At 47.0% G+C, this 26,490-nt stretch carries 22 protein-coding genes; all 22 read left to right on the forward strand.

All coding sequences use genetic code 11. The features are described 5' to 3' along the window. Window positions 1–316 precede the first annotated feature (316 nt). The 22 genes from FYJ78_RS07530 to FYJ78_RS07635 all read left to right on the forward strand — a co-directional run bounded on the left by FYJ78_RS07530 (window position 317) and on the right by FYJ78_RS07635 (window position 26,470). Entirely contained in the window at window positions 317–586 is a 270-nt protein-coding gene (locus FYJ78_RS07530; protein ID WP_154620799.1) for a hypothetical protein, read from the forward strand. Beyond that, window positions 579–1,316 carry a glycerophosphodiester phosphodiesterase gene (locus tag FYJ78_RS07535; RefSeq protein ID WP_154620800.1) on the forward strand — a complete coding sequence of 246 codons (738 nt, stop codon included), beginning with the start codon at window positions 579–581 and terminating at the stop codon, window positions 1,314–1,316. Before FYJ78_RS07530 ends, FYJ78_RS07535 begins: the two co-directional genes overlap by 8 nt. A gap of 87 nt (window positions 1,317–1,403) precedes the next feature. Beyond that, complete coding sequence (locus FYJ78_RS07540; RefSeq protein WP_154620801.1) at window positions 1,404–3,203, forward strand: CDP-glycerol glycerophosphotransferase family protein; 1,800 nt, start codon at window positions 1,404–1,406, stop codon at window positions 3,201–3,203. Window positions 3,204–3,239: 36 nt separating this feature from the next. Then, window positions 3,240–4,106, forward strand: coding sequence for a DUF5677 domain-containing protein (locus FYJ78_RS07545; protein ID WP_154620802.1), 867 nt, complete (start codon window positions 3,240–3,242; stop codon window positions 4,104–4,106). Between the two features lie 75 nt (window positions 4,107–4,181). Next, a complete protein-coding gene (locus tag FYJ78_RS07550) occupies window positions 4,182–5,219 on the forward strand; it encodes a glycosyltransferase family 32 protein (RefSeq protein WP_154620803.1) in 1,038 nt (345 codons plus the stop codon). Between the two features lie 27 nt (window positions 5,220–5,246). Continuing rightward, the gene (locus FYJ78_RS07555; protein ID WP_154620804.1) at window positions 5,247–6,476 is read left to right on the forward strand and encodes a radical SAM/SPASM domain-containing protein; all 1,230 of its coding nucleotides are present in this window, start codon (window positions 5,247–5,249) and stop codon (window positions 6,474–6,476) included. A gap of 132 nt (window positions 6,477–6,608) precedes the next feature. Further along, entirely contained in the window at window positions 6,609–8,144 is a 1,536-nt protein-coding gene (locus FYJ78_RS07560) for a hypothetical protein (RefSeq protein WP_154620805.1), read from the forward strand. An 893-nt stretch (window positions 8,145–9,037) separates the two neighbouring features. Then, complete coding sequence (locus tag FYJ78_RS07565; RefSeq protein WP_154620806.1) at window positions 9,038–10,267, forward strand: glycosyltransferase family 2 protein; 1,230 nt, start codon at window positions 9,038–9,040, stop codon at window positions 10,265–10,267. Next, the gene (locus FYJ78_RS07570) at window positions 10,215–11,759 is read left to right on the forward strand and encodes a glycosyltransferase WbsX family protein (RefSeq protein WP_195847914.1); all 1,545 of its coding nucleotides are present in this window, start codon (window positions 10,215–10,217) and stop codon (window positions 11,757–11,759) included. The genes FYJ78_RS07565 and FYJ78_RS07570 overlap by 53 nt, the downstream gene beginning before the upstream one ends. A gap of 10 nt (window positions 11,760–11,769) precedes the next feature. After that, the gene (locus FYJ78_RS07575) at window positions 11,770–13,041 is read left to right on the forward strand and encodes an AAA family ATPase (protein WP_154620808.1); all 1,272 of its coding nucleotides are present in this window, start codon (window positions 11,770–11,772) and stop codon (window positions 13,039–13,041) included. Further along, on the forward strand, window positions 13,034–13,483 hold the full coding sequence (locus FYJ78_RS07580) for a hypothetical protein (RefSeq protein WP_154620809.1): 450 nt from the start codon (window positions 13,034–13,036) through the stop codon (window positions 13,481–13,483). The genes FYJ78_RS07575 and FYJ78_RS07580 overlap by 8 nt, the downstream gene beginning before the upstream one ends. Window positions 13,484–13,526: 43 nt before the next feature. Next, the gene (locus tag FYJ78_RS07585; RefSeq protein ID WP_195847915.1) at window positions 13,527–15,239 is read left to right on the forward strand and encodes a radical SAM protein; all 1,713 of its coding nucleotides are present in this window, start codon (window positions 13,527–13,529) and stop codon (window positions 15,237–15,239) included. Window positions 15,240–15,248: 9 nt separating this feature from the next. Continuing rightward, window positions 15,249–16,553 (forward strand): glycosyltransferase family protein, encoded by a 1,305-nt coding sequence (locus FYJ78_RS07590; RefSeq protein WP_154620811.1) that lies wholly within the window; start codon window positions 15,249–15,251, stop codon window positions 16,551–16,553. A gap of 172 nt (window positions 16,554–16,725) precedes the next feature. Then, on the forward strand, window positions 16,726–17,721 hold the full coding sequence (locus tag FYJ78_RS07595) for a class I SAM-dependent methyltransferase (protein ID WP_195847916.1): 996 nt from the start codon (window positions 16,726–16,728) through the stop codon (window positions 17,719–17,721). A gap of 42 nt (window positions 17,722–17,763) precedes the next feature. Then, window positions 17,764–19,449 (forward strand): glycosyltransferase family 4 protein, encoded by a 1,686-nt coding sequence (locus tag FYJ78_RS07600; RefSeq protein ID WP_154620813.1) that lies wholly within the window; start codon window positions 17,764–17,766, stop codon window positions 19,447–19,449. Window positions 19,450–19,457: 8 nt separating this feature from the next. Next, window positions 19,458–20,822, forward strand: a complete 1,365-nt coding sequence (locus tag FYJ78_RS07605; protein WP_195847917.1) for a glycosyltransferase family 2 protein — start codon at window positions 19,458–19,460, stop codon at window positions 20,820–20,822. A gap of 20 nt (window positions 20,823–20,842) precedes the next feature. Then, window positions 20,843–23,182: an adenylyltransferase/cytidyltransferase family protein gene (locus tag FYJ78_RS12815; RefSeq protein WP_206671384.1), complete on the forward strand. Its 2,340-nt coding sequence runs from the start codon at window positions 20,843–20,845 to the stop codon at window positions 23,180–23,182. Between the two features lie 87 nt (window positions 23,183–23,269). Beyond that, window positions 23,270–23,440, forward strand: coding sequence for a hypothetical protein (locus FYJ78_RS07615; protein ID WP_154620815.1), 171 nt, complete (start codon window positions 23,270–23,272; stop codon window positions 23,438–23,440). After that, a complete protein-coding gene (locus FYJ78_RS07620) occupies window positions 23,437–23,574 on the forward strand; it encodes a hypothetical protein (RefSeq protein WP_195847918.1) in 138 nt (45 codons plus the stop codon). The genes FYJ78_RS07615 and FYJ78_RS07620 overlap by 4 nt, the downstream gene beginning before the upstream one ends. 45 nt (window positions 23,575–23,619) lie before the next feature. Continuing rightward, window positions 23,620–24,864, forward strand: a complete 1,245-nt coding sequence (locus tag FYJ78_RS07625) for a hypothetical protein (RefSeq protein ID WP_154620816.1) — start codon at window positions 23,620–23,622, stop codon at window positions 24,862–24,864. Beyond that, window positions 24,843–25,808: a sugar phosphate isomerase/epimerase family protein gene (locus tag FYJ78_RS07630; protein WP_206671385.1), complete on the forward strand. Its 966-nt coding sequence runs from the start codon at window positions 24,843–24,845 to the stop codon at window positions 25,806–25,808. Before FYJ78_RS07625 ends, FYJ78_RS07630 begins: the two co-directional genes overlap by 22 nt. 77 nt (window positions 25,809–25,885) lie before the next feature. Continuing rightward, the gene (locus tag FYJ78_RS07635) at window positions 25,886–26,470 is read left to right on the forward strand and encodes a type IV toxin-antitoxin system AbiEi family antitoxin domain-containing protein (RefSeq protein ID WP_154620817.1); all 585 of its coding nucleotides are present in this window, start codon (window positions 25,886–25,888) and stop codon (window positions 26,468–26,470) included. The last annotated feature ends 20 nt before the right edge of the window (window positions 26,471–26,490 follow it).

The raw sequence follows: 26,490 nt of genomic DNA on the forward strand, positions 1-26,490 counted from the left end.
CGTCAGGCAATCAAAAGCCTCGTCAATATAAGCGTCACGCCTCTTTCGATGCCTTTTGCCAGAGGTATTCTGCTCAGATTGCCGAGAAATATATTCTATACACGAAAAATTTTCAGAAAGAGCAGGATATACGCCTATTCCCAATTTACATGACTTCCTTCATTTGAGAGGGGATTTATCTCGTCGCAAAGACAACCTTTCGTTTGGTCAAGGGGGATAAAGATTGACCACTACAAGCAAAAAAATTTATGGCCGTTCCACATGGGGACGGCTTTTCCTAATTGTAAGCGCAAAAGAAGGAGAAAAGGTCTGGAAGTTGAATATATTTATTATATTGCAGGAAGAGAAGACGACAGAGTTTGAGCTCTGCTATGAGGATTTCATGAAGAATGAAAAGGTCTTCACCAAATACCTCGGCGACGGCCTGCGCTACGAGCTCAGCGACTTCGTCTCCGCCATCAACGGCAACCCGCGCGGCGGCTTCAAGCTCACGCGCAAAGAATCCGCCGCATTTGCGGACATTATGGAGAAATTCCTCGTCTGGAGGAAGGCGACACCTATCAAGGAGGGAAAGGTTATTGTCTGATATCAAAATCTGGGCGCATCGCGGCGCTGGCGGCTGGGACAAGCAGTACGCCCCGGAAAACACCATGCCTGCCTTTGAAAAGGCCGTCGAGATGGGCGCGGACGGCATCGAGCTCGACGTGCAGTTTTCGCGCGACGGCGAGATCGTCATCTGCCACGACGAAACCATCGATCGGACCAGCGACGGAGAGGGCGCCGTCCGCGCCTACACGCTCACGGAGGTCAAGGCGTTCAACTTCTGCAGCGTTCATCCGGAATTCGGCTTTGTAGAGATACCGACCCTGCAAGAGTTCCTGGATTTCATGGGAAAGTATGACTTCCAGCTCAACATCGAGCTAAAGACCGGTGTCTATGACTATCCGGGACTCGAGGCCGCAACCGCTGAGATGGTTCGAGGCTATGGCCTTGCGGACCGCGTCCTCTACTCCTCCTTTAGCATCGGCTCCCTGCGCAAATTGCGGGCAGCCGACCGCACGGCAAAGATCGCCATCCTCTGCAGCAGCGACTTCGTACTGCCGGAGGACATCCGGGCACTCGATGTCTCGGCCATTCATCCCTGGGAACAGATCGTCACAGCCGAACGCGTCAAAAAATGGCACGACTGGGGCCTCACCGTCAACACATGGACCGTGGATAACCGCGACCGCATGAAACAGCTCATAGCGCTAGGCGTCGACGGCATCATCACCGATTGCCCGGACACGGGGAGAAAAGCAGTAGAGCTTTTGTGAGCCGGTACGGCATGTAGGGAAGGAAGCCGGAATTTTCGAGGGAATCGTCGGTTCGATGAACGATCATGTAAAGTAAGGGGAGCGTTGATGCAAGAGCAGAATTATATCCGTTGGCGAAAAATAAAAGCCTGGGGCAACCGCCTCGTTTTTTATCTCTGCCGGATATTCCCTATCAAAAGACATCGCATTTGCATTGCGACCTTTGAAGGGAAGGGCGGGTTTGGCTGTAATCCCAAATATATCGTTCGGGAACTGCACCGCCGCCATCCGGAGTATGAGTTTATATGGCTGGTCAAGGATGATACAAAGAAATTCCCGGAATATATACGAAAAGCCCCCTATACTGTGTGGGGGCGCGCCTACTGGATGTCGACAGCGAAGGTATGGATTGACAACTACCGCACGCATTATGGAACCGCGAAGCGGAAAGGGCAATATTACCTCAATACCAATCATTACACCGAGGGAATCAAATGCACCGGCCTCCTGCGCGGCGAAGGGTTTTCGCGTATGGCCTATCTCGTCAGCAAGGCCGACTCCGATCAGATGGATGCCCTTGTGACAGACTCGCGGTGGTGCGATGTGGTGATGCCGGACTCCATGCTGTTTGCTGGGGCTATGCTTAAAACTGGCGCGCCAAGATGCGATATATTATATGGAGAACGCCGCGAAGCCAGACGGCACATCCGTGAGAAGCATGGTCTGCCGCAGGATGCGCATATTGTCATGTATGCGCCGACCTTCCGCGAGGGAGCGAAAAATGGTAAGCGCAGCGTCTACTCGGAGGCGTGGACTCTCGACTTCGTGGGTTTGCTAGATATGTTGGAAGCAAAATTTGGCGGCAAATGGTATCTCTGCCTGCGCGTTCACCCGCAGCTCGCGCCGACTTTTCGGCAGTATAAGAACGAAGCCCTGGCAGGCCGCATCTTCGATGAAAGCCAGGCCGATGACATGTACGAGGTGCTGGCGGGGATGGATTTCTACATCACGGACTATTCCAGCGCCATCTTCGAGGCCGGCTTTGCCGGCATTCCCGCGTTCATCTATGCCGATGATATCGCGCAGTACGCTCACGATCGCGGGGCCCTCATGTGGAACCTGGCCACGGATCCGCATGAACGCGTCAGAAATAACAAAGCCGTCACGCCGCAGTTTGACCTGACACTGCCCTTTCCTGTGGCGTCGGACAACGAAGAACTGCTGGAAAAGCTGCAGCAGTTCGACTCTGTCATGTATCGGCAGACGATGGATAAATTTACCGAGGCCATCGGCCTCGTTTTCGATGGGAAGGCGAGTGCACGGGTGGCGGAGGAAATAGAGAAGGACGCTTTTTGCGAGGAAGAAAGGAATCCTGTTATGGAAAATAGAAACTTTAATGAGATAAATTGTATCCTAACAGTACATAATATGTGGCAAGAGAATAGGAAGGACGCATTGTTTTTCTTAAATCAAGCTGAGAATAATGATGATAAATTTATAAAGATAAGATATTTGCGAGCAGCATTAATGTTCTATTTAAACGCAATCGATGCATATCTTGCGCAAAAGTGTGAAGCAATCTTAAATGAAAAAAAGTCTCTTGATGATAATGAAATAAGGATTCTCAATAGTCTAAAAAGTGATGAAAGAACCCCTAATAGATATAAACTTATGCAAGTCATTTTTTGTAATAATGAAAAAATATCACGAGAGAATGAAATTGACTATGATGATAAAATGTTGCAAGAATTGCGTGAAATAATATCATATAGAAATAAACTTGTACACTATGCAGGTGGTAAATATGATGATAATTATAATATTGACAAAATACTGAAGATTATTCAAAATGGAGAACTTATGATAAAAAATACGCTTACCTATCTTGGATGTGAGGAGGATATATAGTGTATCGTAAAGCATATTGATATAGAGGATAATTTGATGGATGATTTATTTGAAATTTGTTGCTTTAAGTATGATGGAAAAATAGAAGATATTTGTAAGTTATCTTATGAAATTGATACAGCAACGGTTAATTTGCTTGTTCGACTAGAAGGAATACTGGGGAAGTTACAGATATCATCTTATGAGAGCCCGATTTTAGCCTGTTTTTTAGATGAAATTACTGAAACATATGATGGGATACGAATATTGCATGGTGCTAATAATATACAAGCATCGTTTCCGTTAGTGCGAAAAATATTTGAACTGTATTTACAAGTAAAATTTTTGCTTCAGAATGATAATACTGGAGTAAGTGAAAATGAGAAAAAAGCAGTCGCTTATTCTGCATATTATATTTCAAGGAAAAATAAGGGAAAAATTCCACAAAATAAAATTGATATTTACCAAACTCATCCAATTTTTGAAGATTATATAAAGAAAGCAAATGAGGCATATGAAGAAAAGCCTAAATTCTATGAATGGTTTACGATTTACGATGATAAATTGAGGGGATTCAAGAATTTGGCGGATATCCTAGGGGATGCGGATTTATATAAAAATTTTTATAGCTCGTTATCGCAGTATTCTCATGGATATCTTACAAGAGATAATATACGGTATGATAGTGAGGATAGACGAAATTATTTACGTGAATACCATCATCCGCAGGGGATAGTGGAACAGGTAGCGTTTTGCCAATGTGTCATAACACAATTAATTGACACTGTAACTAGCAAATATCATTTATCACATTCATGCTTTTACAAAAAGCTCGAAAAAAACAAAGAAATTTTGGATAGGATAAATGTAAACTATAAAGAGCTTATATCGAATAGATCATCAATTCAAACTACGCACAACTAAAAGCCTTCAGAAATATGCCGCTGTGCGATGCGAACGGGACGCTGGTGATTGTGAAATGAATGAGGAGGGCCTGTTTTGAAAAGATTGAAGCCCATGACATGGCAATCTTTTTTGGAATTTCTCAGCGAGAGGAAAGTCTTTTGCTTTGGCGCTGGTATCCAGGGGGAACGGATGGGAGAGTTCCTGATCGATGCCGGTCTGGGAGCGCATCTTCTGGGGTATATTGACAACCATAAGGCAGGGACGGGAAGCTGCGTCGCTGTCGATGATTGCCAGTATCCAATCCTGTCGCTGGATGAGGCGTTGCAACAGCTGGGTGAGGATACTTTTATCCTGATTACAGCCTATCACTTCGAGGAGATTTACGCGCAGCTGGCAGCGGCGGACCCGGAGGACCGTATTACGGTGACATCCTATGCGGAGATTTCGGAGCAGGTTTTCCGGCAGTCGGATTATCCGGCAGTTTGCAAGGACTATGATACGCCGGTTATTCCTAAGGTGATTCATTATGTCTGGGTGGGTGGAGAAAAGCCCTTGGCCGTGAGGGAGAATATCGCGGCCTGGCATCGCCTTTGCCCGGACTATGAGATTGTCGAATGGAATGAACATAATTATGACATGGGAAAATGCGCGTATCTCAAAGAAGCGTACGAAAGCGGGCTTTATGGATATGTGCCGGATTATCTGAGATTGGATGTTGTCTATGAGCAGGGAGGTATTTACCTGGATACGGATATCGAGCTGTTGAGGAATCTGGATGATCTGCTCTACCAGGATGCTTTTGGCTGTGTGGATGGCACGTTGACGTGGAATGCTGGATCAGGCTTCGGCGCGTGTCCAAGGATGGAAATCCTGAGAGTGTGCCGTGATTATTATCAGAACCGTCATTTTCGGAAGGAGGATGGGACGATAGATCGGCGAAGCTGCAACTCACATCAATATGAAACTCTCCGTGCAAGAGGATATCGTATAACAGGAGAATTTTCCTGTTTGGACGGAATGAATATTTATCCTATGATATTTCAAGGGTATAATTACCTTATGAACTCTGAATATGTCACGGATAAAACCTATTGGATTCATCATGGAAATTTGAGCTGGTTCCATAAATGAGTTTGTTTATAAGATGAGGTGGATCGCATGGAGATAGATTCGTATATGTGTCAGGAAGATTTGCGACGGCAGCAGGAGTGCTATAAAGACGCAATCCGTGCACAGGTCGCTGCGGGGAAGGCAATCGTCCTTTATGGCGCGGGGATGTATGGGCGCAAGATTTTGTCGTTGCTGCGACAGGAGCATATACACGTACAATCCTTTGCAGTAACACAAAAGGGGTACAATCTGCCAACAGTCATGGGCGTGCCGGTGAGGACGCTTGATGAGGTCATTGTTGATACACCGCAGGCGTTCTTCGTCTTGGCGGTGAAGCCCTCTGCGCAGGGCGTCCTGGAAGAGGAACTGCAAAAACGGGGAATTACCTCCTATCTTTTCCTGCCTGAGCATGCAGAGGCCATTCTCGATGAAATGTTTTTCCGTCCGGTTATGGAGATCACACCACGTGCTGGCTGCAGCGTGAATTGCCGCTTCTGCCCCCAGCCGCTTTTCCTGCAGCGCTATTTCGCAGGGGGGGGTGGTTGTCAGCGTGAAATGAACATCGATGAGTTCCGAGGATATGTCAGCAAGCTGCCAGAGGACTGTGTGATAGATTTTTCCGGATTCGTAGAGCCATTCCTGGCAAAGGATGGGCTGGAGATGGTGAAGCATGCACATGAGAGCGGGCACGATGTCAGGCTGTTTACAACGCTGCAGGGCCTTTCTCTGGAGCAGTTCCGGGAGATCGAGGACATCCCGTTCCGTATGGTGGTGCTCCATCTCCCCGACCAGAAGGGTTATGCCAATATCCCCGTTACGGAGGAGTATCTGCAGCTGCTCCGCTATGTCGTGCAGAAAAAGAAAAAGGATGGAAGCTCATTCATTGATTTTGCCAACTGCCAATGCGAGCCGTATCCTGAGGCGGTCAAAATCATCAATCATCAAATCATGATTACCTGGGACATGATCGACCGGGCAGGCAATCTGGACGACGAGGCTCTGCGCTCGGCTGCCTGCAAGCATGAGCCTATCTATTGCGGACGTGCAGCTGCTTATAATCATAATGTCTTGCTGCCGAATGGTGATGTTGTACTTTGCTGCATGGATTTTGGCATGCAGCGGGTGCTTGGCAATTTGAAACGGCAGAGCTATGAGGAAATCATGCAGGGAGCGGTGCTAAGGTCGGTTGTGAGGGAAAATGGCAGAGAGGGAGACGCACTCTGTCGGAAGTGTACCTATGCGAGGTATCGAGAGAAAAATATTATGGAAACGTTCTAGTTGCATGCCATATTCCATTTTATTAGCCAAGTAAAAACGAAATTTGAAATGTGGTATAATGAATAATATTAGATTTATAATGTCCTTCATACCTTGCACTAAGTTGTGTTACTGCTTTTAGGATGCTATATGATGGTAAAGAAAATCGGCTTTTTATTTGGAGCAGGTGCTGAAATAGGATATGGGATGCCAACTGGAGGAACATTTGCATTAGATATTTTTCGGCAAGATCCGACGATAGCTAAAAATGATTTTAAGAAAATGAGGGCGTCAATTGATAAGACAACGACTTATGCAGGGGAATGGCTTCCAGAAGATTTTGATGAAAAAAATATTGGAACATTTGGGAAATCTGTATTTGGTAATATTATAAAAGATACAATTGAACATAATAGGGAAAAGATTATCCGTAAGCTAGAATGTTTCGATAAAATTGCTCAATCAATACTAGTGAAGATGGAAAAAACGGGTGATATTAATATACGCAAATCTATTGAGGAAATTATTGATAGAGACCTTGACGATATAAATATGTCACAAAAGTTTTCGTTTACAGATGAATTTTCTGAAGGGAATAAATTATTTTCAAGTAAGTTTTTTTCAGCATTCTTGTTGATATATAAAAAGAAGAAGGATTCATCGACTGAGATTCGCAGTGAATTAGGAAAAATAATTATTTCAATTATGCAATTGCAGGTTGGCGCATTGAGTGAGGCTTTGACAAGAAAAATAAACGATAATCCTTTTCGCAAAAAAGATGATGATATCGATTTATTTGATGATTTGGGCGAAATTATCAAGTTAAATTACTCCCTGGCTGGAGTTACTGGTCTAGAATATTTATTAGATAAAAATTCTGGCACTATATTGGAGGGAGATAATAATGATATTGTTGTTACTAAGTTTGCGTGGAAGATATTAGAATCGATATTTTCAGATGTATTGGATTATAAAACATTAATTGATAGTAATTGGCATTATTTATATTGTCCAAAGATTGAGTGGAATAAATTTTGCAAAATATGCATTTTCTTGTTTACGGTTCGTAATTATATTGAGAAACAATGCGCGAATGTTGATTGTCATGTCGTTGGATATTACGATGATGTAAATAACTATATAAAAGAGAAGAAAATTCAGGCGGAAACCATTGCAACGACTAATTATACTAATCTGATAAAGAAAAAGATAGAGCAAATTTCAAATATTCATTTTTTAAATGGGTCAACTGAATTATGGTATGATCCATACGTGAATAGTATTAAAACCAAAGAGATAAAAGATGTTTCATCAGATGAAGAAGTATGGGAGCACTTTAAGGTTCCCTTATTATTTACACAAAGCGGAACGAAGCCGATGACTTCTATTCATATGTCTAAAGAATATGTTAATGTGTATGATGGATTTTTTAAAGCTGATATTATTTGTGTTGTCGGTTTCGGATTTAATAATGATGATGAACATATTAACGGAATTTTAAGAGATTTAATTAATAATGGGAAAAAGTTAGTCATCGTGAAAAATAAATCTAATCAGATGCCACTAGATTTGCAGAAAACGTATGCAAGGCGATTAAAGGTTGACAAAAGCGATAGGATTCAAGTCATTACGGTTGATGATAATAGAATGGACGGTGATCAATTGTGGTTGGATAAAATGATTTCATAGAAGAATTGCACATTGATTCAGCGTACTGCTTTAATGTGCTTGTATTGTCCTAACATTGCTTCTGTGCAGGGAAAAATCAATCGTATAAATGATAGAATCTGGCGATAGTCCGCCGTCCTTCTTGCAGCATGCCCCTATCAGGAGATCTTTAGCAGATGGGATTAATGTCATCTGCTAAAGAATGGCATGGGCAAAACACAATTGCTCAAGCTGGTTTACGCAGGCTCTTTGATGCCAGTAAAGGGTGAGGTTTATTCCGTTCCTGTTTCGGACTACATGATGGCGATGCCAGCTTGCTACGGGACGAGAAAAATTTAGCTGGTGAGATTTGTCTGGATACAGCAGAGGAAATCCACGAGATTCTGATGATTTCTCATTTTCATACTAAATTTCAGTATCGCTTTGTGCATTCTTTGGATGTTGTTCCCGCAGTCTATGAAGCATTCTGTCCGTTGGAGGACAGGTGGATCAACTAAGTTGCGCTGAAGTATTTTAATAGTCTTCAGGTTTTGCAGGCAATGTGCCACGGTATGGGAAGAAGAAATGGTATGTGGAAATGGTATGTGTATGTATTGGATTGTTCAACTGGAGCTTGTGTGCTCCGGAAGCATGTGCGCGGATTGTTGGCTGCACGGTTCCCGTTTTTATTGCAGAAGCAGATATATGCGCAGAGAGAATGATTGACTTTGTGGAGGTTTTGAGCATTGATGAATGGAATGAGAAGTATCCGGAGTTTCCGTTGTTGCGCCAAGTAGAATAGAGAACGGCAGGATTTATGATTCAATAGGATAGAGTTTTATATTGATTTCGTTATGTAGTAAGTGTAGAAACATGGCAGGGAGGCAGATATCCTTTGTTGGAAATATACCTGTAAGAAAAATAGGAGATAGAACATGGATGAACTGATTTCGATTGTGGTGCCAATATATAATGGCGAGCGCTATCTGGCGGAGTGCTTGGACAGTATCCAAGCGCAGGACTATCGCAGGATAGAGATCATCCTCGTGGATGACGGTTCGACCGATGGGACGGCGGAGATTTGTCAGCGCTATGTGGCGGATGATCAGAGGTTTCGCTATATCTATCAGGAAAACGGCGGACAGAACGCTGCAAGGAAAACGGGGGTAGAGCATGCGGTGGGGGATTGGGTGATGTTCGTCGATGCGGATGATTTCGTCACGGCGGATTATTGCAGTTCCTTTTTGAACCTGCAGCATGAAACTGGTGCTGATGTAATTTTTGGAATATGTCAGCGTTATCAGGATGGGAAATATGGGAGAAAATCCAAACTCTTGTCAGGCGTGCTGTCTGGAGAAAAAGTGCTGGAAAATATTATCCTGCCTCGACCTTTTGAAACAAATTTTAGCGGGGCTTTGTTTTCTGTATTGTATCAAAAAAATATTATTCAAAATGCGCTGATGGCGGTAGATTTGCGTATTCGCTTTGCTGAGGACTGGGCTTGCACAATATATAGTCTTCGTCAGGCTCAGCAAGTTGCTTTTCTGCCCAAAGTGGTATATTTCTATAGGCTGGCAGAATCATCTTGTTGTCATACGCATACGAAGAGTGTGGTACTGGACCAAAAAATATTGCGTTATTTTCTCCTGCATACGATTGCTGGTCTGAAGAATGAATTGGTAATTCGGCATCAAATCAACTGGCTCGTTGTCAATAATTTATTGTTGGGTGGCTACGAGTATTTTTCTGACTTTCTTGGACTTTATCCGTTTGGAGAAATTGCATCCGGTAAGCGGGTGGTGATTTACGGTGCCGGGGTATTCGGTGAGGAGTTGCATGACAAGTTCCCGCAGAGCTTGGTGCTCGCAGGTTGGGTGGATCGGCAGGCTACTTACTATCAGTCGCTGGGAAAGCCGGTTTCGCCTGTGGAGGATTTGCAGGAGATGGCATTTGATTATCTGGTCATTGCGGTGATGAATCCAGATACGGCGGAGGAGATTGCACGGCAGTTGCAGGAAAAGCGGATTCCCGCAGAGAAGATACTGAGGATAGATGAACGGTGGATCGACTCCGCCTATACGGAGCAGAAGCTGCAAGAATTGGAGAATGTCGATGAGAATTATCGCTATGTACCTGCCGCAATTTCATCGAGTCAAGGAAAATGATGCCTGGTGGGGAGAAGGCTTTACCGAGTGGACGAGCGTCCGTTCCGCAGAGCGGCTTTTTCCGGGGCATGAGCAACCGCATGTGCCGTTGCATGGTAATTATTATGACTTGATGAAGCCGGAGACGATGCGGTGGCAGGCAGATCTCATGAAGCGGTATGGCGTGGATGGGATGTGCTTTTATCATTACTATTTTAAGGATGGCAGGAAGATTCTGGAGAAACCGGCAGAGAATCTGCTGCGGTGGAAGGATATCGATATGCCGTTTTGCTTTTCCTGGGCGAATGAGTCGTGGGTGCGCTCATGGAGTCGCCTCTCTGAGCATGAGGGGAATCCCTGGTCGGCGAAGTTCGATGGGCAGCGTACAGACGAGAAGGATGATGGCGTCCTGCTCGCACAGGAGTATGGCGGAGTGCCGGCTTGGCGGGCGCATTATGCGTATCTTTCCCCTTTCTTTCATGATGCGCGGTATATTTGCCACGAGGGATGTCCGGTTTTTTTGATTTACAAGCCGGATAATATTCCATGCTTGAAAGAGATGCTGGATTGTTGGCAGGAGCTCGCGAGGGAGGATGGGTTCCCAGGGGTTTATGTCATTGGCACGAATGTGCGGGAGGCAGAGGAGAAGGGGCTGAGCAACTCACTGCTGCAGGAGCCGCAGGACACGATTGCCCGATGGTATCCGCAGAAGTACGAGAATGATGACCATGTCATGAAGAGCATCCCCTATGATGAACTCTGGCAGCGCATCATTGATAAGCCCGTGGAGCTGGGGCAGTGCCTCGGTGGGTTCTCCGGCTATGATGACTCACCGCGTCGCGGCCATGGAGCAGTGGTCATCAAGGGAAGAAATCCTGAGATTTTTGGACGCAGGATGTATGAGTTGCTGGCAAAATGCCAACAGAACGACGCACCATTCCTCTTCCTCAATGCCTGGAATGAGTGGGGGGAGGGCATGCATTTGGAGCCCGATGAGGCGTACGGCTGTCAGTTCCTGGAGGCACTCCGCAAGGCGAAGGGGCGCCTGGCACATAAGAGGACGGGAGAGAGACCGGCGGTGCCGCAGGGTGCTATCAAGATGTTGCAAGAGGAGAATGCAGCCTTGCAGGCAACCTGCGACCGGTACCGCGGGTATTGGCGGGTCATGGATCGCTGGCTGATGCTGCTCGAGTCAGGGAAATCTATCGCTGGATGGCTACGCGCGCATGGTTATGCTCAGGTGGCGATTTATGGATATGGGATGCTGGGCAAGCATTTGGTGCATCAGATGGAACAGGAGCAACTGACGCCAGCGTATCTCATCGATCAGCAGCCGGAGAAGGACAGCGGCTCGCTTCCCATGATGACGTTGGAGGATGAACTGCCGGCGGCGGACTTGGTGATCGTGACGGTACAATATGATTTTCCGGCGATTCAGCGGAATCTAAAAGAAAAAGTGGCGGCAGAGATTTGTCCGATCAATTGGCTGATCGATTCTGTTATGAATGTATAGGTGAGGATGTATGCAACATTTAAAAATAAGAAATCTAGGGCCAATCAGGCATTGTGAAATCCATGTGGATGACTTTACGGTTCTGACAGGCCCGCAGGCGAGCGGTAAGAGTACGATTGCAAGATCCATCTATTTCTTTCGTACCTTGAAGGATGATGTTTTCGCGCAGATCACGCATCGTCCCTCGGAGGACGAGTATGAGACGAATATTATCCGGGCATTTGAAAAGAGGCTTAGAAAAAAATTCTTGCAAATTTTTGGCTCTACCTGGTCGATGGCAGAGGACATGAAACTGACGTATGAATATGCGCCGCATGTGAAAATCAGTGTTTATCTCGAGCCTGATCACAATCATTCCTATCGTAATTTTGTCCGTTTCGAGATAGATGACAAGATTACGGAGTTCCTTTCTCGCTATGAAAATCAGCCTTATGAATGGGATCAAGAAGATCGCAGGCAGACGCTGCGTACAGACATCGATAAGCTGTTCGAGGATTACTATGAGACGATCTATATTCCCGCGGGCAGAAGCCTGATTACTGTATTGACGGATCGACTGGCCAGCATCCTGGATAGCGAAGATCGGACGCTGGATTACTGCATGCGCGCGTATGTTCGTCTAACAATGGAGAAAAGGTCTGCATTCCGGGATGGAGCAGAGGGACTCCTAGGAGAGAAACTGCATACAACGCAAGAAAAAGTGGATCGCAAAAAAATGAAAATCATGCAAGACTTGATGGATCGGGTCCTGCAGGGGCGCTATTCCTATCAGTCGGGTGAGGAGCGACTCAATATCGAGGGGCATAGGTATGTGAAAATCAACTTTGCCTCGTCTGGTCAGCAGGAGGCCGTATGGGTATTCAATCTCCTGTATTATTATTTGCTGGAGCGGAAACCCATCTTCCTCATCATCGAGGAGCCGGAGGCGCACCTTTATCCAGATGCTCAGAAGGCGATTACAGAAGCATTGGGGTTGTTCGGACACGAGCGGAACCAGGTGCTGATGACGACGCATAGCCCCTATATTTTAGGGGAACTCAATAATCTACTCTTCGCCAATACGATTCCTCAAAAATATCGCAGGCAAATGCCTGTTGCGGAGGAGAAGCTTTTGCCCGAGGAGCATACCTGGGTTGGACATGTCAATGGCGGGATGGTCGAGGATGGCTTGTCCAAAGGATTTATCCAGAATGGGCTGATCGATGGTGCGTCGGATGAGATTAATGATGAGATGCAGCAACTGATGGAAATAAACTGGCAAGCGGAGGATTCCCATGAGTGAGAAAGATATCCTTTCCGGACATCAAAGCCTTTGTGATAAGCGGCAAAAACGCATCGTGTCAAAGGAAAAGCGCTCCAGTCACACCGCTGTGAATAAGAACGGTCAACTGGTGCGTCAATATCTGATTGATGGTGACGTGATTAAAGATAAGCATGTTATCAAGTGCGATTATCTTGTCTTGAATGATGAGAAAAAGGCGGCGTATTTTATCGAGCTGAAGGGCTCGAAGGTTGTGCATGCCATCGAACAGATCGAGGAGACGGCAAAGAGACTTCGGCCTTGCCTGCCAGGATATCAGTTCTATTATCGTATCGTCATTAGTGGCAGCTGTACGCATAATGTGAATAGAGCGGAGTACTTGAGTTGGAAAAACAAGTACAGGAGTATCCAGGGGAACCCTGTGGCATATTTGGCAAGGGTTCGATATACCGAAAAAATCTGAGTCTTTTGTCGTGATATAGATTTTGATGGAGAGGAATAATCTGATGAGGATAGCATTCTATGGCGCGAATCGCGTGGCGAAGGATTTTTACTATGTGCTGAAGGATACGGATATGGAGGTTTCGCTTTGTTTTGCTGATGCGAGCGAGGATGCCGCTGGTTTTGCACAGGGAACGGGGATTGAGACTGTGCCGGTTGCTTCGCTGCCAGCGCTGCGGGCGAACTTTGATATGTTGGTCGTCTGCGATTTCTCGCATGAGGAAAAGGAGCAGACGCTGCAGGCGATGGGGCTGGCGCATGGGAAGGAATATCAATGGGTTGAGGAGATTTTTCCTCTGTTCGATGATGTCCAGTTGAATCCGGAGGAAAAGCCGATGCTCGTCTGGGGCTGTGGTCGTAAGGGGGAGCAGTTCTACCGTTGGAATACGGCGTATGAGGTCGAGGCGTATCTGGATAGAGCGCCTCAGGGAGAAGCGTTTTACGGCTATCCGTGCCGCAAACCAGAGACGGTGCAGGACTGGAGTCGGTATTTCATCGTGGTTGCGGTGGCGCGGAATGAGGCAATCTGTGATTTCCTAGAGCAGCAGGGGTGCAAGCGCTATCGCGATTTCTGTACGTATGAGGATATCGAGTCGCTGCCGTCGACGCTTTTACGGCAGACGATTCTTCAGCCAGAGGTTTATGATTTCACCTGCCGCAGTATGTTGAACCATGCGGAGATTGGCGGCAGGGGAAATGTGATTTGCTGTTGCTCGACGTTTATCCGCAATTCGCTGGGAGACATTTCAGAGGAGAGGTCTTTTCGCGATTGCTGGAATTCCTTCGTACATCGTATTCTATGCTTGTCTAATGTGAATCGGACGTATAGTTTTTGCCTGCATGATATGTGTCCGCTCTTTATCGGGCGCCATGAGACAAGGGACTATCATCTCTCTAAACCATATCCTAAGATGGAGGATGCACCGCGGACAGTGGCCGTCGGTTTTGACTATACTTGCAATTTAAAATGCGTGACCTGTCGCAAGGATTTCCGTGTGGCGAAAGAGGAAGATAAGCGGCAGATCCAGAGCATTGCGGAGATGGTGCGCGATCAAGTGCTCCCCGGCTGCGAGTTCCTGATTATGGCGGGCGACGGTGAGGTGCTTCTTTCCGATGCCTATCGCACCGTGTATGCCTCGGAGCAAATGAAGCATATCCGCTGGTTTCGCCTTTTGACCAATGGCTTGCTTTTTACACCGGAGAAGTGGGCAGAGCTGCGCCGCTATACGGACGCAAAAATCATGATGACGGTGTCCATCGATGCAGCCACGCCAGAAACATATGCAAATATCCGCCGGGGGGGGATGTTTGCAGTATTGGAGAGGAATATGGCGTATGCCAGCCAGCTGCGTAAGATAGGGGAGCTTTCCTATCTGCGCTTTAATTTTGTGGTACAGCGGCAGAATTTCCAAGAGATGATTCCTTTTGTTGAATGGGGCAAGCGGCTGGGTGTTGATGAGCTGTTCTTTACGAAAATATTGAACTGGGGCACCTATAGCCGGGAGGAGTTTCGCGACATCAGCATGATGGAGGAGAACGGTATCACGCCGAAGCCGGAGCTGCAGGCTGTTCTGGATCAGCCGATTATGAGAGACCCGATTGTGGATTTAGGAACCATTCGGTATCAGCATGACGGTACGGATACAGAGACAGTAGAGAATTATTATCGATGGGAGCTTGAACGGAAGGTACCGGATCTTTTTGGGGAAGGAAAATAAGGCAAAATCTTGGATTTAGTAAAAGAGAGGGGAACTATGCAATCACTATATCATTGGCTAGCTAGCGCGCAGGACACGATCAGCCAGTTGCTTTCGTATTATCATGCCAAGGGGAAAAGGATGATGCTTTGGGGTGCTGGCAATCGTGGTTGCGCCTTTTTACAGTATTATGACCCGCAGGCAGAGTATCTTTCTGGTGTATATGATATGTACCCGCCGAAGCAGGGGACAGTACTGGCCACGGGGCATCGTGTTTATGCCCCGGAGGCGCTGATGTGTGATGTTATTTTTGTTCTCTCGAATAACGTTGAGCAGTTCGTACGCCTATACGTGAAAAAGCATGCGCGTCCAGAAAAGGTCATCGACATCGGAGATGTTATCTTCGGCAGGCTTCCGCTGCAAAAGATCATTCATGAGGAGAAAATGAAGCTCTCTGCTGCGCGGCAAGAGAAAATCTGCGGTCTGGTCATCATGTATCAGCCTTCTTCACAGAATTTTTCGTATGCGAAACAATATGCTGCTGAGCTTGACCACCTCGTTCTTTTTGATAATTCGCCGGAGAGCCATAAGAATTTATTTGATTTGGAAGATTTTCCAAAGAATACGGTATATGAATGGAATCAGGGTGAAAATATTGGTCTGGGGGAACCTATCAATTGTTTGGTCAAGCGGCTGGATGGTACTGGCTATGGCTGGATAATGACCTTTGATCAGGATAGTCTACCAGCACGTAATATGATCGGTGGCATGAGACGCTTTATTGATTCTATGCAATGCACAGAGGATGTTGCTGTTGTCTCTCCAAGGTTGGTGTTGGATGAGGAAGAAGAGCGGACTATCAAAGCGGCGGGGTTTCCTTTTTGTTTGCATACATCTTATATTGCGCAAAGCGGAATGTTGCAGCGCATCAGGAGTATCCGGGCAATCGGAGGATATGACAGAAATCTGTTTATTGATTCGGTGGATATAGATTTCGTCGTCCGATGCATGCTGCAAGGGTATCAGACGCTTAGGCTGAATGACTGCTGTCTGTATCATCAGATTGATGATACAGACAGCAAGGACATCAATGTCAAGGGACACATATACCATACGAATAAATATGGACCACTGCGTTATTATTATCAGTATCGCAATGCGCTCTATTGCAAGGATAAGTTTCATGGCTCCGCTTATGAATTTATATGGGATGAAGTGCTGGATGGATTGGATAGGGCTATGATGTTAGAAAAGCAGGCCGATAAGATTACTAGTATGGTGAAAAGAGCTAAATTAGATTTTGCAGCTCATGTCATGGGCAAGTATAGGGGGTAGTGTCAACGATTTACCAACAATATTTTATAGACCATGTTCATTCCTTGGAAGCGCAGGCGCAGCTTGAGGATCACAGTGAAGAGATTCAGGTGGCATTCTGCCGCGCGCGGGAGGATTTCGAGGCTGGGAGAATGGGGCAACAGGATGTTAGGGGATGAGGGGAGATAATAAAATGAACATTATACTCTATGGTACAGGCAAGCGATTTCGCTCTTTTATAGATTGCAAGTTTTATGCAGAAGCGTTGAAAAGGCATGACTATCATGTTGTCGGCGTATATGATAAGGCAAAGGCTGGGGAGCGGGTAACCGTTGGTAATGGGAGCTTTGTTGTCGGTACGCAGGCGGATTGTGTACAAGGGGCCAGCGATTGTATCGCTATTACATCGGACAAGTATTTTGATGAAATCGCAGGCGAACTCACTGCGCTCGGTGTCGCGCGGGAAAGGCTCATCAAGTTGAGTGAGATTGAGACGGAGCTGGAGGATGATGTCTATACGTTTCAGCGGTTTGACGGGCGGTATGGAATCGAGATTGGCGGGCCGTCACATTGTTTTGCGGAGATTTATCGTCGCTGCCGGGGCTGTGATGATGTGAATTTCAGTGCCGATACAGTGTGGTGGAAGAAAAAAGAAAATGTCTACCGGGGGGGGACAAGAACGCTTGGGAAGGTATTCATCGCGGATGCGGTGGATCTCTCCATGATTGCTGATGCGAAGTATGATTTCGTGTTGTCATCGAATAATCTCGAGCATATCGCGAATCCGCTGAAGGCTGTTGCCGAGTTCGTCCGGATACTGAAGCCGGGAGGCTATCTCGTCATCGTTGTCCCGTTCAAGGAGAAGACGTTCGATCATCGGCGGCCTTACACGGCTTTTGAACATTTGCTGGAGGATTATAAGCGTGACATTGGCGAGGATGATCTCACGCATTTGCCGGAAATCGCTGCACTCCATGATTACGAAATGGATCCGCCTTGCGGCGGTCGGGAGAATTTTCTCCGTCGTTCGAAAGAGAATTTCAAGAACCGCTGCCTGCATCAGCATGTGTTCAGCGAAGAGACCCTGCGGGGGATTTATGACTATTTCCAGGTGGAGGTGCTTTCATTTGCCTGCTTAGGAGCGAATCTGGTGTGTGTGGGAGAAAGGGCGGCAAAATCTATGATATAATAAAGCAAATGATTTCGTGGCTTTCGTACGGAGAGCAATGAGATGTATAAGCCAGGTGAGGTGTTCCAGCCGAAGGCGTTTCCGAAAATGACCTATATTGATCGCTTATTTGATGAGGATAGCACTTACGAGGAAGAGTTGCAGGATGACTTGGAGGATACAGGGACGTTGGTTGTCATTACCGGAGCCTCAAAATCGGGGCATATTGTTCTATCTGCGGTAGGGGAGCGTGTGGCAGCGGTAAATTTTGTGGATGAGGATAATGTTCGGGGTGTGGGACAGCATTACAGCGTACGGAGGGGAAATATGCGGATATTTTTTTATGGGATTGGCAGATTTTATCAACGGCGGCGAGACGAACTAACGGAGCTGCGTGAGGAGGATACGTTTCTCGGCTTCATAGATCGGAGGGCGCGGGAATGCCGTAATTTCGATGGTGCCCCCGTTTATTTGCTGGAGGAAGCGCTGCAGAAAGATTTTGATGCAATCGTTGTTACGAATGCATCCTTTGTTGATATTGCGAAGTCTTTGCATACGTGCGGCGTGTCCCATGCGAAGATCCTCTCTTATCTGGCCTATTTGGCGAAAAAAAAGGGAGCTGCGCGGCAGGAATTCGGGACTTTTGGTGATTGCTCGGGCATGCGGATTCTCATGACGACGGTGGATTTGGATTATAATGGGGGAACGCTTGCTTTGGTTCATGCGGCAGAGGCGATGTCTGCGCGCGGTGATCGTGTGACGATCGCGGCACCGGCTGCCAACGAGAAACTGTTGAAGGAAGTATTGCGGCTCCCCGTGAAGGTTTGTTTGATGCCGGGGGTGCGTTATCTGAATCGTGAACAAATGGACTGGATGTATGCGTATGATGCTTGTCTCGTGAATGTGTACCAAAATGGCGCATTTGCGGTAGAGGCAAGCCAATGCGTTCCGACGCTTTGGTGGATGCATGAGCCGAGTAACCGTTTTTGCAGTGTTTATCGAGATATCCAGCAGGAGTTTCCGGAGCTGCTGCGGGAAGAGAACTTTTTCCGCCTTCGGATCGCTGCCGTAAGCGAGCAGGCGAAAGCAAATTTCGAGCATTACTATCCTGGCCGCGTCGATGCCATCCTGCCCTACTGTCTGCCGGACAGCGGGCAGGATTTTATCGATGAGCCGCAGGAACGCGTCACGTTTGCTATCATCGGCGGGGTGTGCGAGCGCAAGGGGCAGGATGTGTTTCTCCGGGCCGTGGCGCTGCTGCCAGAGCAGCTCAAGGAAAAGGCTGCGTTTGTCCTCATCGGCGGCAGTGACGGGGAAGATGCCTTCTCTGCAGCGGTTCGGGCAGCGGCAGAGAAGGAGCCGAGCGTCAAGCTCTTGGGGGTATTGAATCGTGCCGAGATGCGTAAGGCATATCGCCGGATCGATGTTGTTGTCTGTGCATCGCGCGAGGAATGTCTGCCGACGACCATGGCGGAAGGCATGATGTATCGGAAAATCTGTATTGCGACGGATGCTGCTGGAATGAATGGAATGATCCAGTCAGGGAAGAATGGCTTGATCGTACCAGTAGAGGATGCGGAGGCTTTGGCGCGGCGTATGCGGCATATCATCGAGCGGCCGCGGGAATATGAGGCTATGCGATGCGCGGCTCGGCATACCTATGAGGAGTATTTCACGCCGAAGAAATTCTCGGAAAGATTGATAGAGGAACTGGGGAAAACGGTAGAGTGCTGGAAAAAGAAATCGTGAGGGAAAATATGCGTATCAAGGTTTCTATTATCATGCCGTCGCTCAATGTGGTATCGTATATACGGCAGTGTCTGGACAGCGTCATCCATCAGACGTTGCGGGATATCGAGATTCTCTGCATCGATGCGGGGTCGACGGACGGGACGCGGGAGATCCTGGCTGAATATGCAGCCGGGGATACGCGGATTCGTTTGATCGATTCGCCGGTGAAGAGCTATGGGTATCAGGTGAACCTAGGTATCCGACAAGCCAGGGGAGCGTATCTTGGCCTAGTGGAGACCGATGACAGGATTCAGCCAGATCTCCTGCCGTTGATGTATGAAAAGGCTGAGGCTTATCATCTGGATGCCGTTCGATGCAATTTTTATTTTTGCGAACATATCGGCGGCAGAGGGATACGGCGTCCGTCGCGTACCTTGGAGCATGCCGGGTATGCGGATTTGTATGGGCAGGTCATCCGTCCGTCGGATTATCCGAAACTTCTAGACCAGGACTGGCCGATATGGTCAGGGATTTACAGGCGCGAGTTTCTTTTGGATCATGCTGTTTTCTGCCAGGAATCGCCGGGGGCCGCCTATCAGGATCTGGGGCTTTCGGTAGAGCTCTACGCGGCCTCCGGCAGGACCATGTATCTGGATCGATATTACTATCTGTATACTTTTGATCGAAATGAATCATCCATCAGGCAGAATAAAAGCATGGTTCAGGTCGCAGGAGAGTACGACAGGCTCTATAATGGTCAGGTCATTCCCGAGACTCAGTTTAGCAGGATAAAGAAAGTGGTTGACTGGAAGATGCTGAATTCTCTGGTCGGTATGACAAATTTGGTGCTTCCTATGGTGGATTATGATATCAGCGCGGCGTTGTTTCATGAACCATATCAGTGGTTTAGACGGCAGCTAGCAGTGCGTTTCGGCGGAGATTATTCGGATAATATATGTGAAGTCAGTGCTGATACGATCAGTCGGGCAGAGAAACTCATAGCGGATGTATCTGGATATGCCAGACAGTTAATGGAAGAAAACCAGAGAGCAAAGGCGAAAAGACAAAATATGGCTGAGCTTGTTAGTCAAAATAATGGAAAAATCGTTCTTTTTGGCTGCGGAATACGAGGAGAGGGATTACTGGATGCCTTGGTGCGCATCGAACAGGATGGACAGCGAAACATCCGTATCGATGCAGTTACCGATAATGATCGTAAACGATGGGGCAGTTCGTTCTGTGGCATTGAGGTGATTCCTCCGAATCTTGCAGTGGAAAAATACTGTGATGATACCTTCGTGGTGGCGAATAAAATGCATTATGCGGAGATGCAGCAGCAGTTACGGGATATGGGAGTCCGTGAAGATCAACTTGTGATTTATGAACCATGATTGTGCAAAGGCGGGATTTGATGGCAGATGTGAGCAGTATTATTCGACGGGTGCAGGCTGGTATTTTGAGCTGGTATGGTTTTCGGAATGATCAGTCGGTGCTATATGTTGGCGGTGAAGAGGAGCCTGTATATGAATATCTGACGAGACTGCAGGGCGAAAGGAAAATAAAGACCGTTACCAGAATATCGCCTGCATCGTCGGCGGACTTTCATAAACTGGCGCAGAAGTACGACTATGCGATATCCATCGCAGCGCTAGAAAAAACAAAGGATATAAGTGCGATAATTGGGCAGATGTCCAAGGCGCTTTGCCGTGGCGGGCATTTGCTGCTGGGGATGAATAACCGTCTGGGAATCCGATATTTTTGCGGCGATAGGGATATATATACGCAAAGAAATTTTGATGGCATCGAAAATTACCGGCGGTCATACGCGAAAGAGACCGATACGTTTTATGGGCGTATGTACGATTTTGCCGAGATCAGGTCTATGCTGCAGGACGCAGGATGGTCGGATGACGATATGGTATCGTACTCTGTATATTCGGGCTTGGATTATCCGCAGTATATATTTTCCGAGGGCTTTGTTCCGAATGAGGATCTGATCAATAGAATCAGGCCCAAGTATGGATATCCGGATGCGGTATTTCTGGAAGAGGAACGTCTGTATGCCGGGCTGATGGATAACGGCATGTTTCATCAGATGGCAAATGCTTATCTGTTTGACTGTTCTGTGGGGCAGAAAAAAGAAAATTTGATATTGGAAGTATCCAATGCACTTGAAAGAGTACCTGAGCATGCGTTTTCTACGATTCTCACAAGAGAAGGCGTGCAGAAAAAAGCGTATGATGCGAGAGCCAATGCTAGCTTGAGATTGCTGGAATCGAATAGCAAACTGCTGATGGACAGAGATATTCCTGTCGTGGCAGGGAGGTATCATGAAGTCGATGGTCTGGGAATCTATTCATCGGAGTTTATCCATGCGGAAACGGGAAGGGGCACGCTGACCAGTACGGCGGCTGAAAGTAGCGACCGTTTTTTCGAGTTGATGGATATGTTTATGGCAGAATTAGAACGTTCGTCAGATCTGAAGATGCTGTCGGAGCGGGATATCGCGGATGCCATACGCAGTCTATTGGCTCATGGCATGAATCCGCGTGAAACGGCCGATATGGAGCGAATGCTGCGGTCTGGCAAGGCTTTGCAGAACGGCCTTTTTGATTTCGTTCCCATCAATAGCTTTTATGTGCATGGCCGTTTTCAGATGTTTGATCAGGAATTCTTGCTTGCCAATCTGCCGCTTGATGTGATGAAATGGCGCGTCATTGCTACGGTATATGCGGGAAATGAGCTGCTGGAGCAGCTGATCCCTATGGATGATGTGCTGCATAGATACGGCATATATGAGAAGAGAAAAATATTGCAGACCTATGAGCTCCTGTATCTGGAACACATAAGAAATGATAATACTCTTAAAAGCTATTATTTGAAACATTGTGTGGATTACAACACGGTAAACGACAATAGGCAGAGACTCAACTTTTCTGCGGGAGAATACAGGAGGATTTTTGTAGATATCTTTGAGCATGCCGATAGCAGGAAGCTCATCCTTTTTGGGTCAGGGAATTATGCGAAAGAATTTATAGAGGTTTACGGGGAAGACTATGCAATAAGTGCTATCGTAGACAATAATCAAAACGTATGGGACACTGAACTGAAAGGGATTTCGATTTATTCGCCGGATTACCTTAAAAAGTTGGAGTCAGGTACATATAAGGTCATCGTCTGCATTAAGAATTATCTTTCCGTGCTGAATCAGATCCGTGAAATGGGTGTGACAGACTACGGCGTATTCAATCCGGCAGTTGGGTATCAGCGGAAGACGCGTCCGTTGGAGACGATGAAGATATCCGATGTGGTAGCGAAGCATAAGAAGTACCACGTCGGCTATATTGCAGGAGTATTCGACCTGTTTCATATCGGTCATCTCAATATGTTCAAACGGGCAAAGGAGCAGTGCGAGTATTTGATTGTCGGCGTAGTACCTGATGAAGATGTGATTGCCAGCAAGCATACAGAGCCTTTCGTTCCCTTTGATGAGAGAATCGAAATGGTTCGGTCATGCAGATATGTAGATGAAGCTGTCCGAATACCGGTAGGATATGGGGATACGGATGTGGCGTGGAGATCCCTGCATTTTGATGTGCAGTTCTCCGGCAGCGACTATGAGCATGATCCGGTGTGGCTGCGAAAGAAAGAGTGGCTGGAGGAACGGGGCAGCACGATGGTGTTCTTCCCGTATACGCAGAGTACGTCGTCGACAAAACTCAAGAAATTGATTGCGGAACGGTTGATATAATACATTTTTATGTCGATGGTACGTTGATAACCGAATATTGAAACTGATAGGTGGTGATGTTATAATGTCGTCAAGGAGGTGCTGACGATGGATAAAAAAATGGTAGTGACACATACCAAGGCTAGTCTTGGCACACAGTCGACACGTATTGTACTAACGTCTCAGAATAATGCTCAGGTTAAAGAATTATGGGCGCAACTGTCGCAGCAAGTCATGAAGAAGAATGAGAATCTTTATAGAAGGCTGGCAAATAAATGAGTATTATTCTTGCAAATAATAAATCTTTGGCATGCACTGAGGATGAAATGGAAGATACTATTTTAGGAGTTGCTAAGGGCAAGATAGCGTATCAGGATTTATCACTATGGATAGAAGCTCATATATACCGCTGATTTCAATAAGAAGTCAGCGGTTTTTTCGAATAGGCAGGTGTAAGTATGAAGGTAGTTTGTTCTCCGGTGGGGATTGTTGAGTATAGGCGGCCGCGTGGCGGGTTGGAAAAGCTTGCTCAGAGCGGCTTTTCTGAGACGGTGGTGGATTTTGGGCTGTTTGCTGGTGGTTTTGCTGGGGAAAAACGGCGGGCTGAGGCTGAGGCTCATTGGCAGGAGTGGGCGGATCGGTATGTCGAGGAGGCCAGGAGGCAGGGAATGCCGCTTGGCCTGGCTTTTGCTCCGCATTTTGAGTCCGAGCAGAAGGTTGCTGATGGGGAAAATCTGGAGAGAAGACTGGCGGAAATCTGCTTGCAAAAGACTGCGGGATATGGGATTGAGGCTTTAGTGGTGCGTGGCTTGGCTGGTGGCAGTTATGCAGAGAATTTAGCAAAGAATCGTGAGTATTTTTTGCGACTGGGACGAGCGGCGCAGTCGGCAAAGATACGCTTGCTGGTGGTAAATGGCTATAGGGATATGAATGGTCATTTGGTGCGCGGGTTCTGTGGCGAGCCAGCGCAGGCAGTGGCGTTTGTTGATGAACTCAATGCTGAACTAGGGGCGGATGTGCTGGGCTTTTGTCTGGATGCTGGCGTCTGCAATCTTACGGGGCAGAATATGTGCGATTTCGCTACTGGTTTGGGTGTACGGCTGCAGGCCGTTATCCTGCGGGAAAATGATGGTGTGCATGACGATTCACTGCTGCCGTTTTCGTCGGCGCATGGCAGCGGTTCGCGCATGGATTGGCTAAATCTTATCCGTGGTTTGCGGGCGGTAGATTTCTCTGGGGCTGCGGTACTGGATTTCCGGACGACGCTTACGGCTTTATCTGGGCTGCTGCGTCCAGCTATGCTTTCTTTTGCTCGGGAGGTGGCGAAGTATCTGACCTGGCAGGTGCAGATGGAGGGATGTTTGCGGCGGTATCCTGCGCGGGTATTGTTTGGTGCAGGAAATATGTGCCGGGCGTATATGAAATGCTATGGCGAGGAGTTCCCGCCGCTTTATGCCTGCGACAATAACCCGCAGGTTTGGGGGACTGAGTTCTGTGGGTTGACGGTGCATGCGCCGAAGGATTTGCTGAGTCTTTCGGAGACTTGCGCGATTTTTATCTGCAATGTGTATTATGAGGAAATCGAGCAGCAATTGCGGGATATGGGGGTAAAGAATCCGATTGAGCGCTTCAATGATGAGTTTATGCCGTCGTTCCATTTTGAGCGGCTGGAGTCGGATGCATGGAAAGAGCAGGTGAAATGATGGCGGTGCAGGGAATCGGCGTACAGACGAAAGAAGTAATAGACGATGCATGTCCTGAGCTTGGATTCCGTCTTTTGAAGGAGGCGGGATTTTCGCATGTGGATTTCAGCTTGAATGACTATATGCGCAATACAGATATCTATAAGATGAAGAACAGTCACTTCTTCGATAAGTCGTTAGCAGAGCTGGAGGCCTTTTTTCAGCCCCATAAGCAGGCGGCTGCGAAGATGGGAATCACAATCGGGCAGATGCATATGCCCTATCCTGCCTATGTGCCGCAGGGGAATGATGAGCTCAATCGCTACTTGTGGGAGGAAATGGCTCCGAAGAGTATGCAGCTCTGCAAGTTCTTTGCGTGTCCTTATATCGTAATTCATGGCTTTAAGCTCACGTATTTTCTGGGAGCGGAGGAACGTGAGTGGGCTGAGATGGAGCGGTTTATCCATTATCTGGCATCGATGGCCAGAGAGATGGGGATTACGATTTGTATCGAGAATCTATATGGCAGCCAAAATGGGCATATGGTGGAAGGTCCGTGCTGCAATGTAGACAAGGCGGTCGAGCGCATCGACCGTATTAATGAACAGTATGGCGCGGAGGTGCTCGGGTTCTGTTTTGATACGGGCCATGCGAACCTGATAGGATTGGATTTCGAGTATTTCCTCACGCGGCTGGGGCATCGGCTGAAAGTGCTGCATATCCATGATAACGATGGGCGGCTGGATCTGCATCAGATTCCCTTTACGTTCACCCGGACGAGGGAAAATGCGTCGTCTACCGATTGGGAAGGTTTTATCTGCGGATTGCGGAACATTGGTTATCAAGGGGTGCTTAGCTTTGAGACGGCGCCGGTTTTGACGGCGTTTCCGGATGAGATGAAAGCGGATGCATTGAAGTTTATCCATAAGATAGGACAGTATTTTGCTACACGAATTTCTGTTTAACTCGTTTAGAGTATTTGAAGATATCTTGATTTCCTCCACTAACTATCATATAATTGTAGTTAGTGGAGGAAAATGATATGATTAGAACGACATATGATTTATTGGATTCTTTTTCTGGGTATGCCAATCCTGATATGAAAATCAAGCGAATGGTTCAGGAGGGGAATCTTTTTCGTTTGCGAAGAGGATTATATGTAACAACCGCTAAAATTTCCTCATATCTAGTGGCAGGTGCGATATATGGGCCGTCGTATATCTCGTTTGAAACAGCACTTTCAAGATATGGCTTGATTCCGGAGCGTGTTTACGCTTGTACCTCAGCTACTTTTCGGAAGAATCGTTCCAAGATATATAAAAATGATTTGGGGGTTTTTACCTATCGTGATATCCCTGCGGCTGCTTTTCCGCTTGGGGTTAAGTGTGAGCAGGAAAAAAATATGTTTTATGCCATTGCGTCTCCAGAAAAGGCGTTATGTGATATGTTGTATGTTCAGACGCCGGTATATAGTCAAAAGGCGTTGGGGGAATTGTTGTTTGCTGATTTACGTATTGATGAGGAAGCTTTTGCGCAGTTGAATCGGCAAGAGCTGCAGCAGCTGGTGCCACGTTATAGACGACGCAACCTGAATTTGCTAGGGGAATTCTTGAATAAGGGGCGATGAGCTTGTGGATACGTTATTGA

This window comes from Wylensekiella montiformis, from assembly GCF_009697385.1.
Taxonomy (GTDB): Bacteria; Bacillota; Negativicutes; order Selenomonadales; family Selenomonadaceae; genus Selenomonas_A; species Selenomonas_A montiformis.

Coding starts and splice junctions, on each gene's coding strand:
- FYJ78_RS07630 (WP_206671385.1), top strand. CDS start 24,843: ATGGAAAGAGCAGGTGAAATGATGGCGGTGCAGGGAATCGGCGTACAG.
- FYJ78_RS07560 (WP_154620805.1), top strand. CDS start 6,609: ATGGTAAAGAAAATCGGCTTTTTATTTGGAGCAGGTGCTGAAATAGGA.
- FYJ78_RS07595 (WP_195847916.1), top strand. CDS start 16,726: ATGAACATTATACTCTATGGTACAGGCAAGCGATTTCGCTCTTTTATA.
- FYJ78_RS07545 (WP_154620802.1), top strand. CDS start 3,240: ATGGATGATTTATTTGAAATTTGTTGCTTTAAGTATGATGGAAAAATA.
- FYJ78_RS07625 (WP_154620816.1), top strand. CDS start 23,620: ATGAAGGTAGTTTGTTCTCCGGTGGGGATTGTTGAGTATAGGCGGCCG.
- FYJ78_RS07540 (WP_154620801.1), top strand. CDS start 1,404: ATGCAAGAGCAGAATTATATCCGTTGGCGAAAAATAAAAGCCTGGGGC.
- FYJ78_RS12815 (WP_206671384.1), top strand. CDS start 20,843: ATGGCAGATGTGAGCAGTATTATTCGACGGGTGCAGGCTGGTATTTTG.
- FYJ78_RS07620 (WP_195847918.1), top strand. CDS start 23,437: ATGAGTATTATTCTTGCAAATAATAAATCTTTGGCATGCACTGAGGAT.
- FYJ78_RS07605 (WP_195847917.1), top strand. CDS start 19,458: ATGCGTATCAAGGTTTCTATTATCATGCCGTCGCTCAATGTGGTATCG.
- FYJ78_RS07575 (WP_154620808.1), top strand. CDS start 11,770: ATGCAACATTTAAAAATAAGAAATCTAGGGCCAATCAGGCATTGTGAA.
- FYJ78_RS07570 (WP_195847914.1), top strand. CDS start 10,215: ATGAGAATTATCGCTATGTACCTGCCGCAATTTCATCGAGTCAAGGAA.
- FYJ78_RS07615 (WP_154620815.1), top strand. CDS start 23,270: ATGGATAAAAAAATGGTAGTGACACATACCAAGGCTAGTCTTGGCACA.
- FYJ78_RS07635 (WP_154620817.1), top strand. CDS start 25,886: ATGATTAGAACGACATATGATTTATTGGATTCTTTTTCTGGGTATGCC.
- FYJ78_RS07565 (WP_154620806.1), top strand. CDS start 9,038: ATGGATGAACTGATTTCGATTGTGGTGCCAATATATAATGGCGAGCGC.
- FYJ78_RS07555 (WP_154620804.1), top strand. CDS start 5,247: ATGGAGATAGATTCGTATATGTGTCAGGAAGATTTGCGACGGCAGCAG.
- FYJ78_RS07585 (WP_195847915.1), top strand. CDS start 13,527: ATGAGGATAGCATTCTATGGCGCGAATCGCGTGGCGAAGGATTTTTAC.
- FYJ78_RS07600 (WP_154620813.1), top strand. CDS start 17,764: ATGTATAAGCCAGGTGAGGTGTTCCAGCCGAAGGCGTTTCCGAAAATG.
- FYJ78_RS07580 (WP_154620809.1), top strand. CDS start 13,034: ATGAGTGAGAAAGATATCCTTTCCGGACATCAAAGCCTTTGTGATAAG.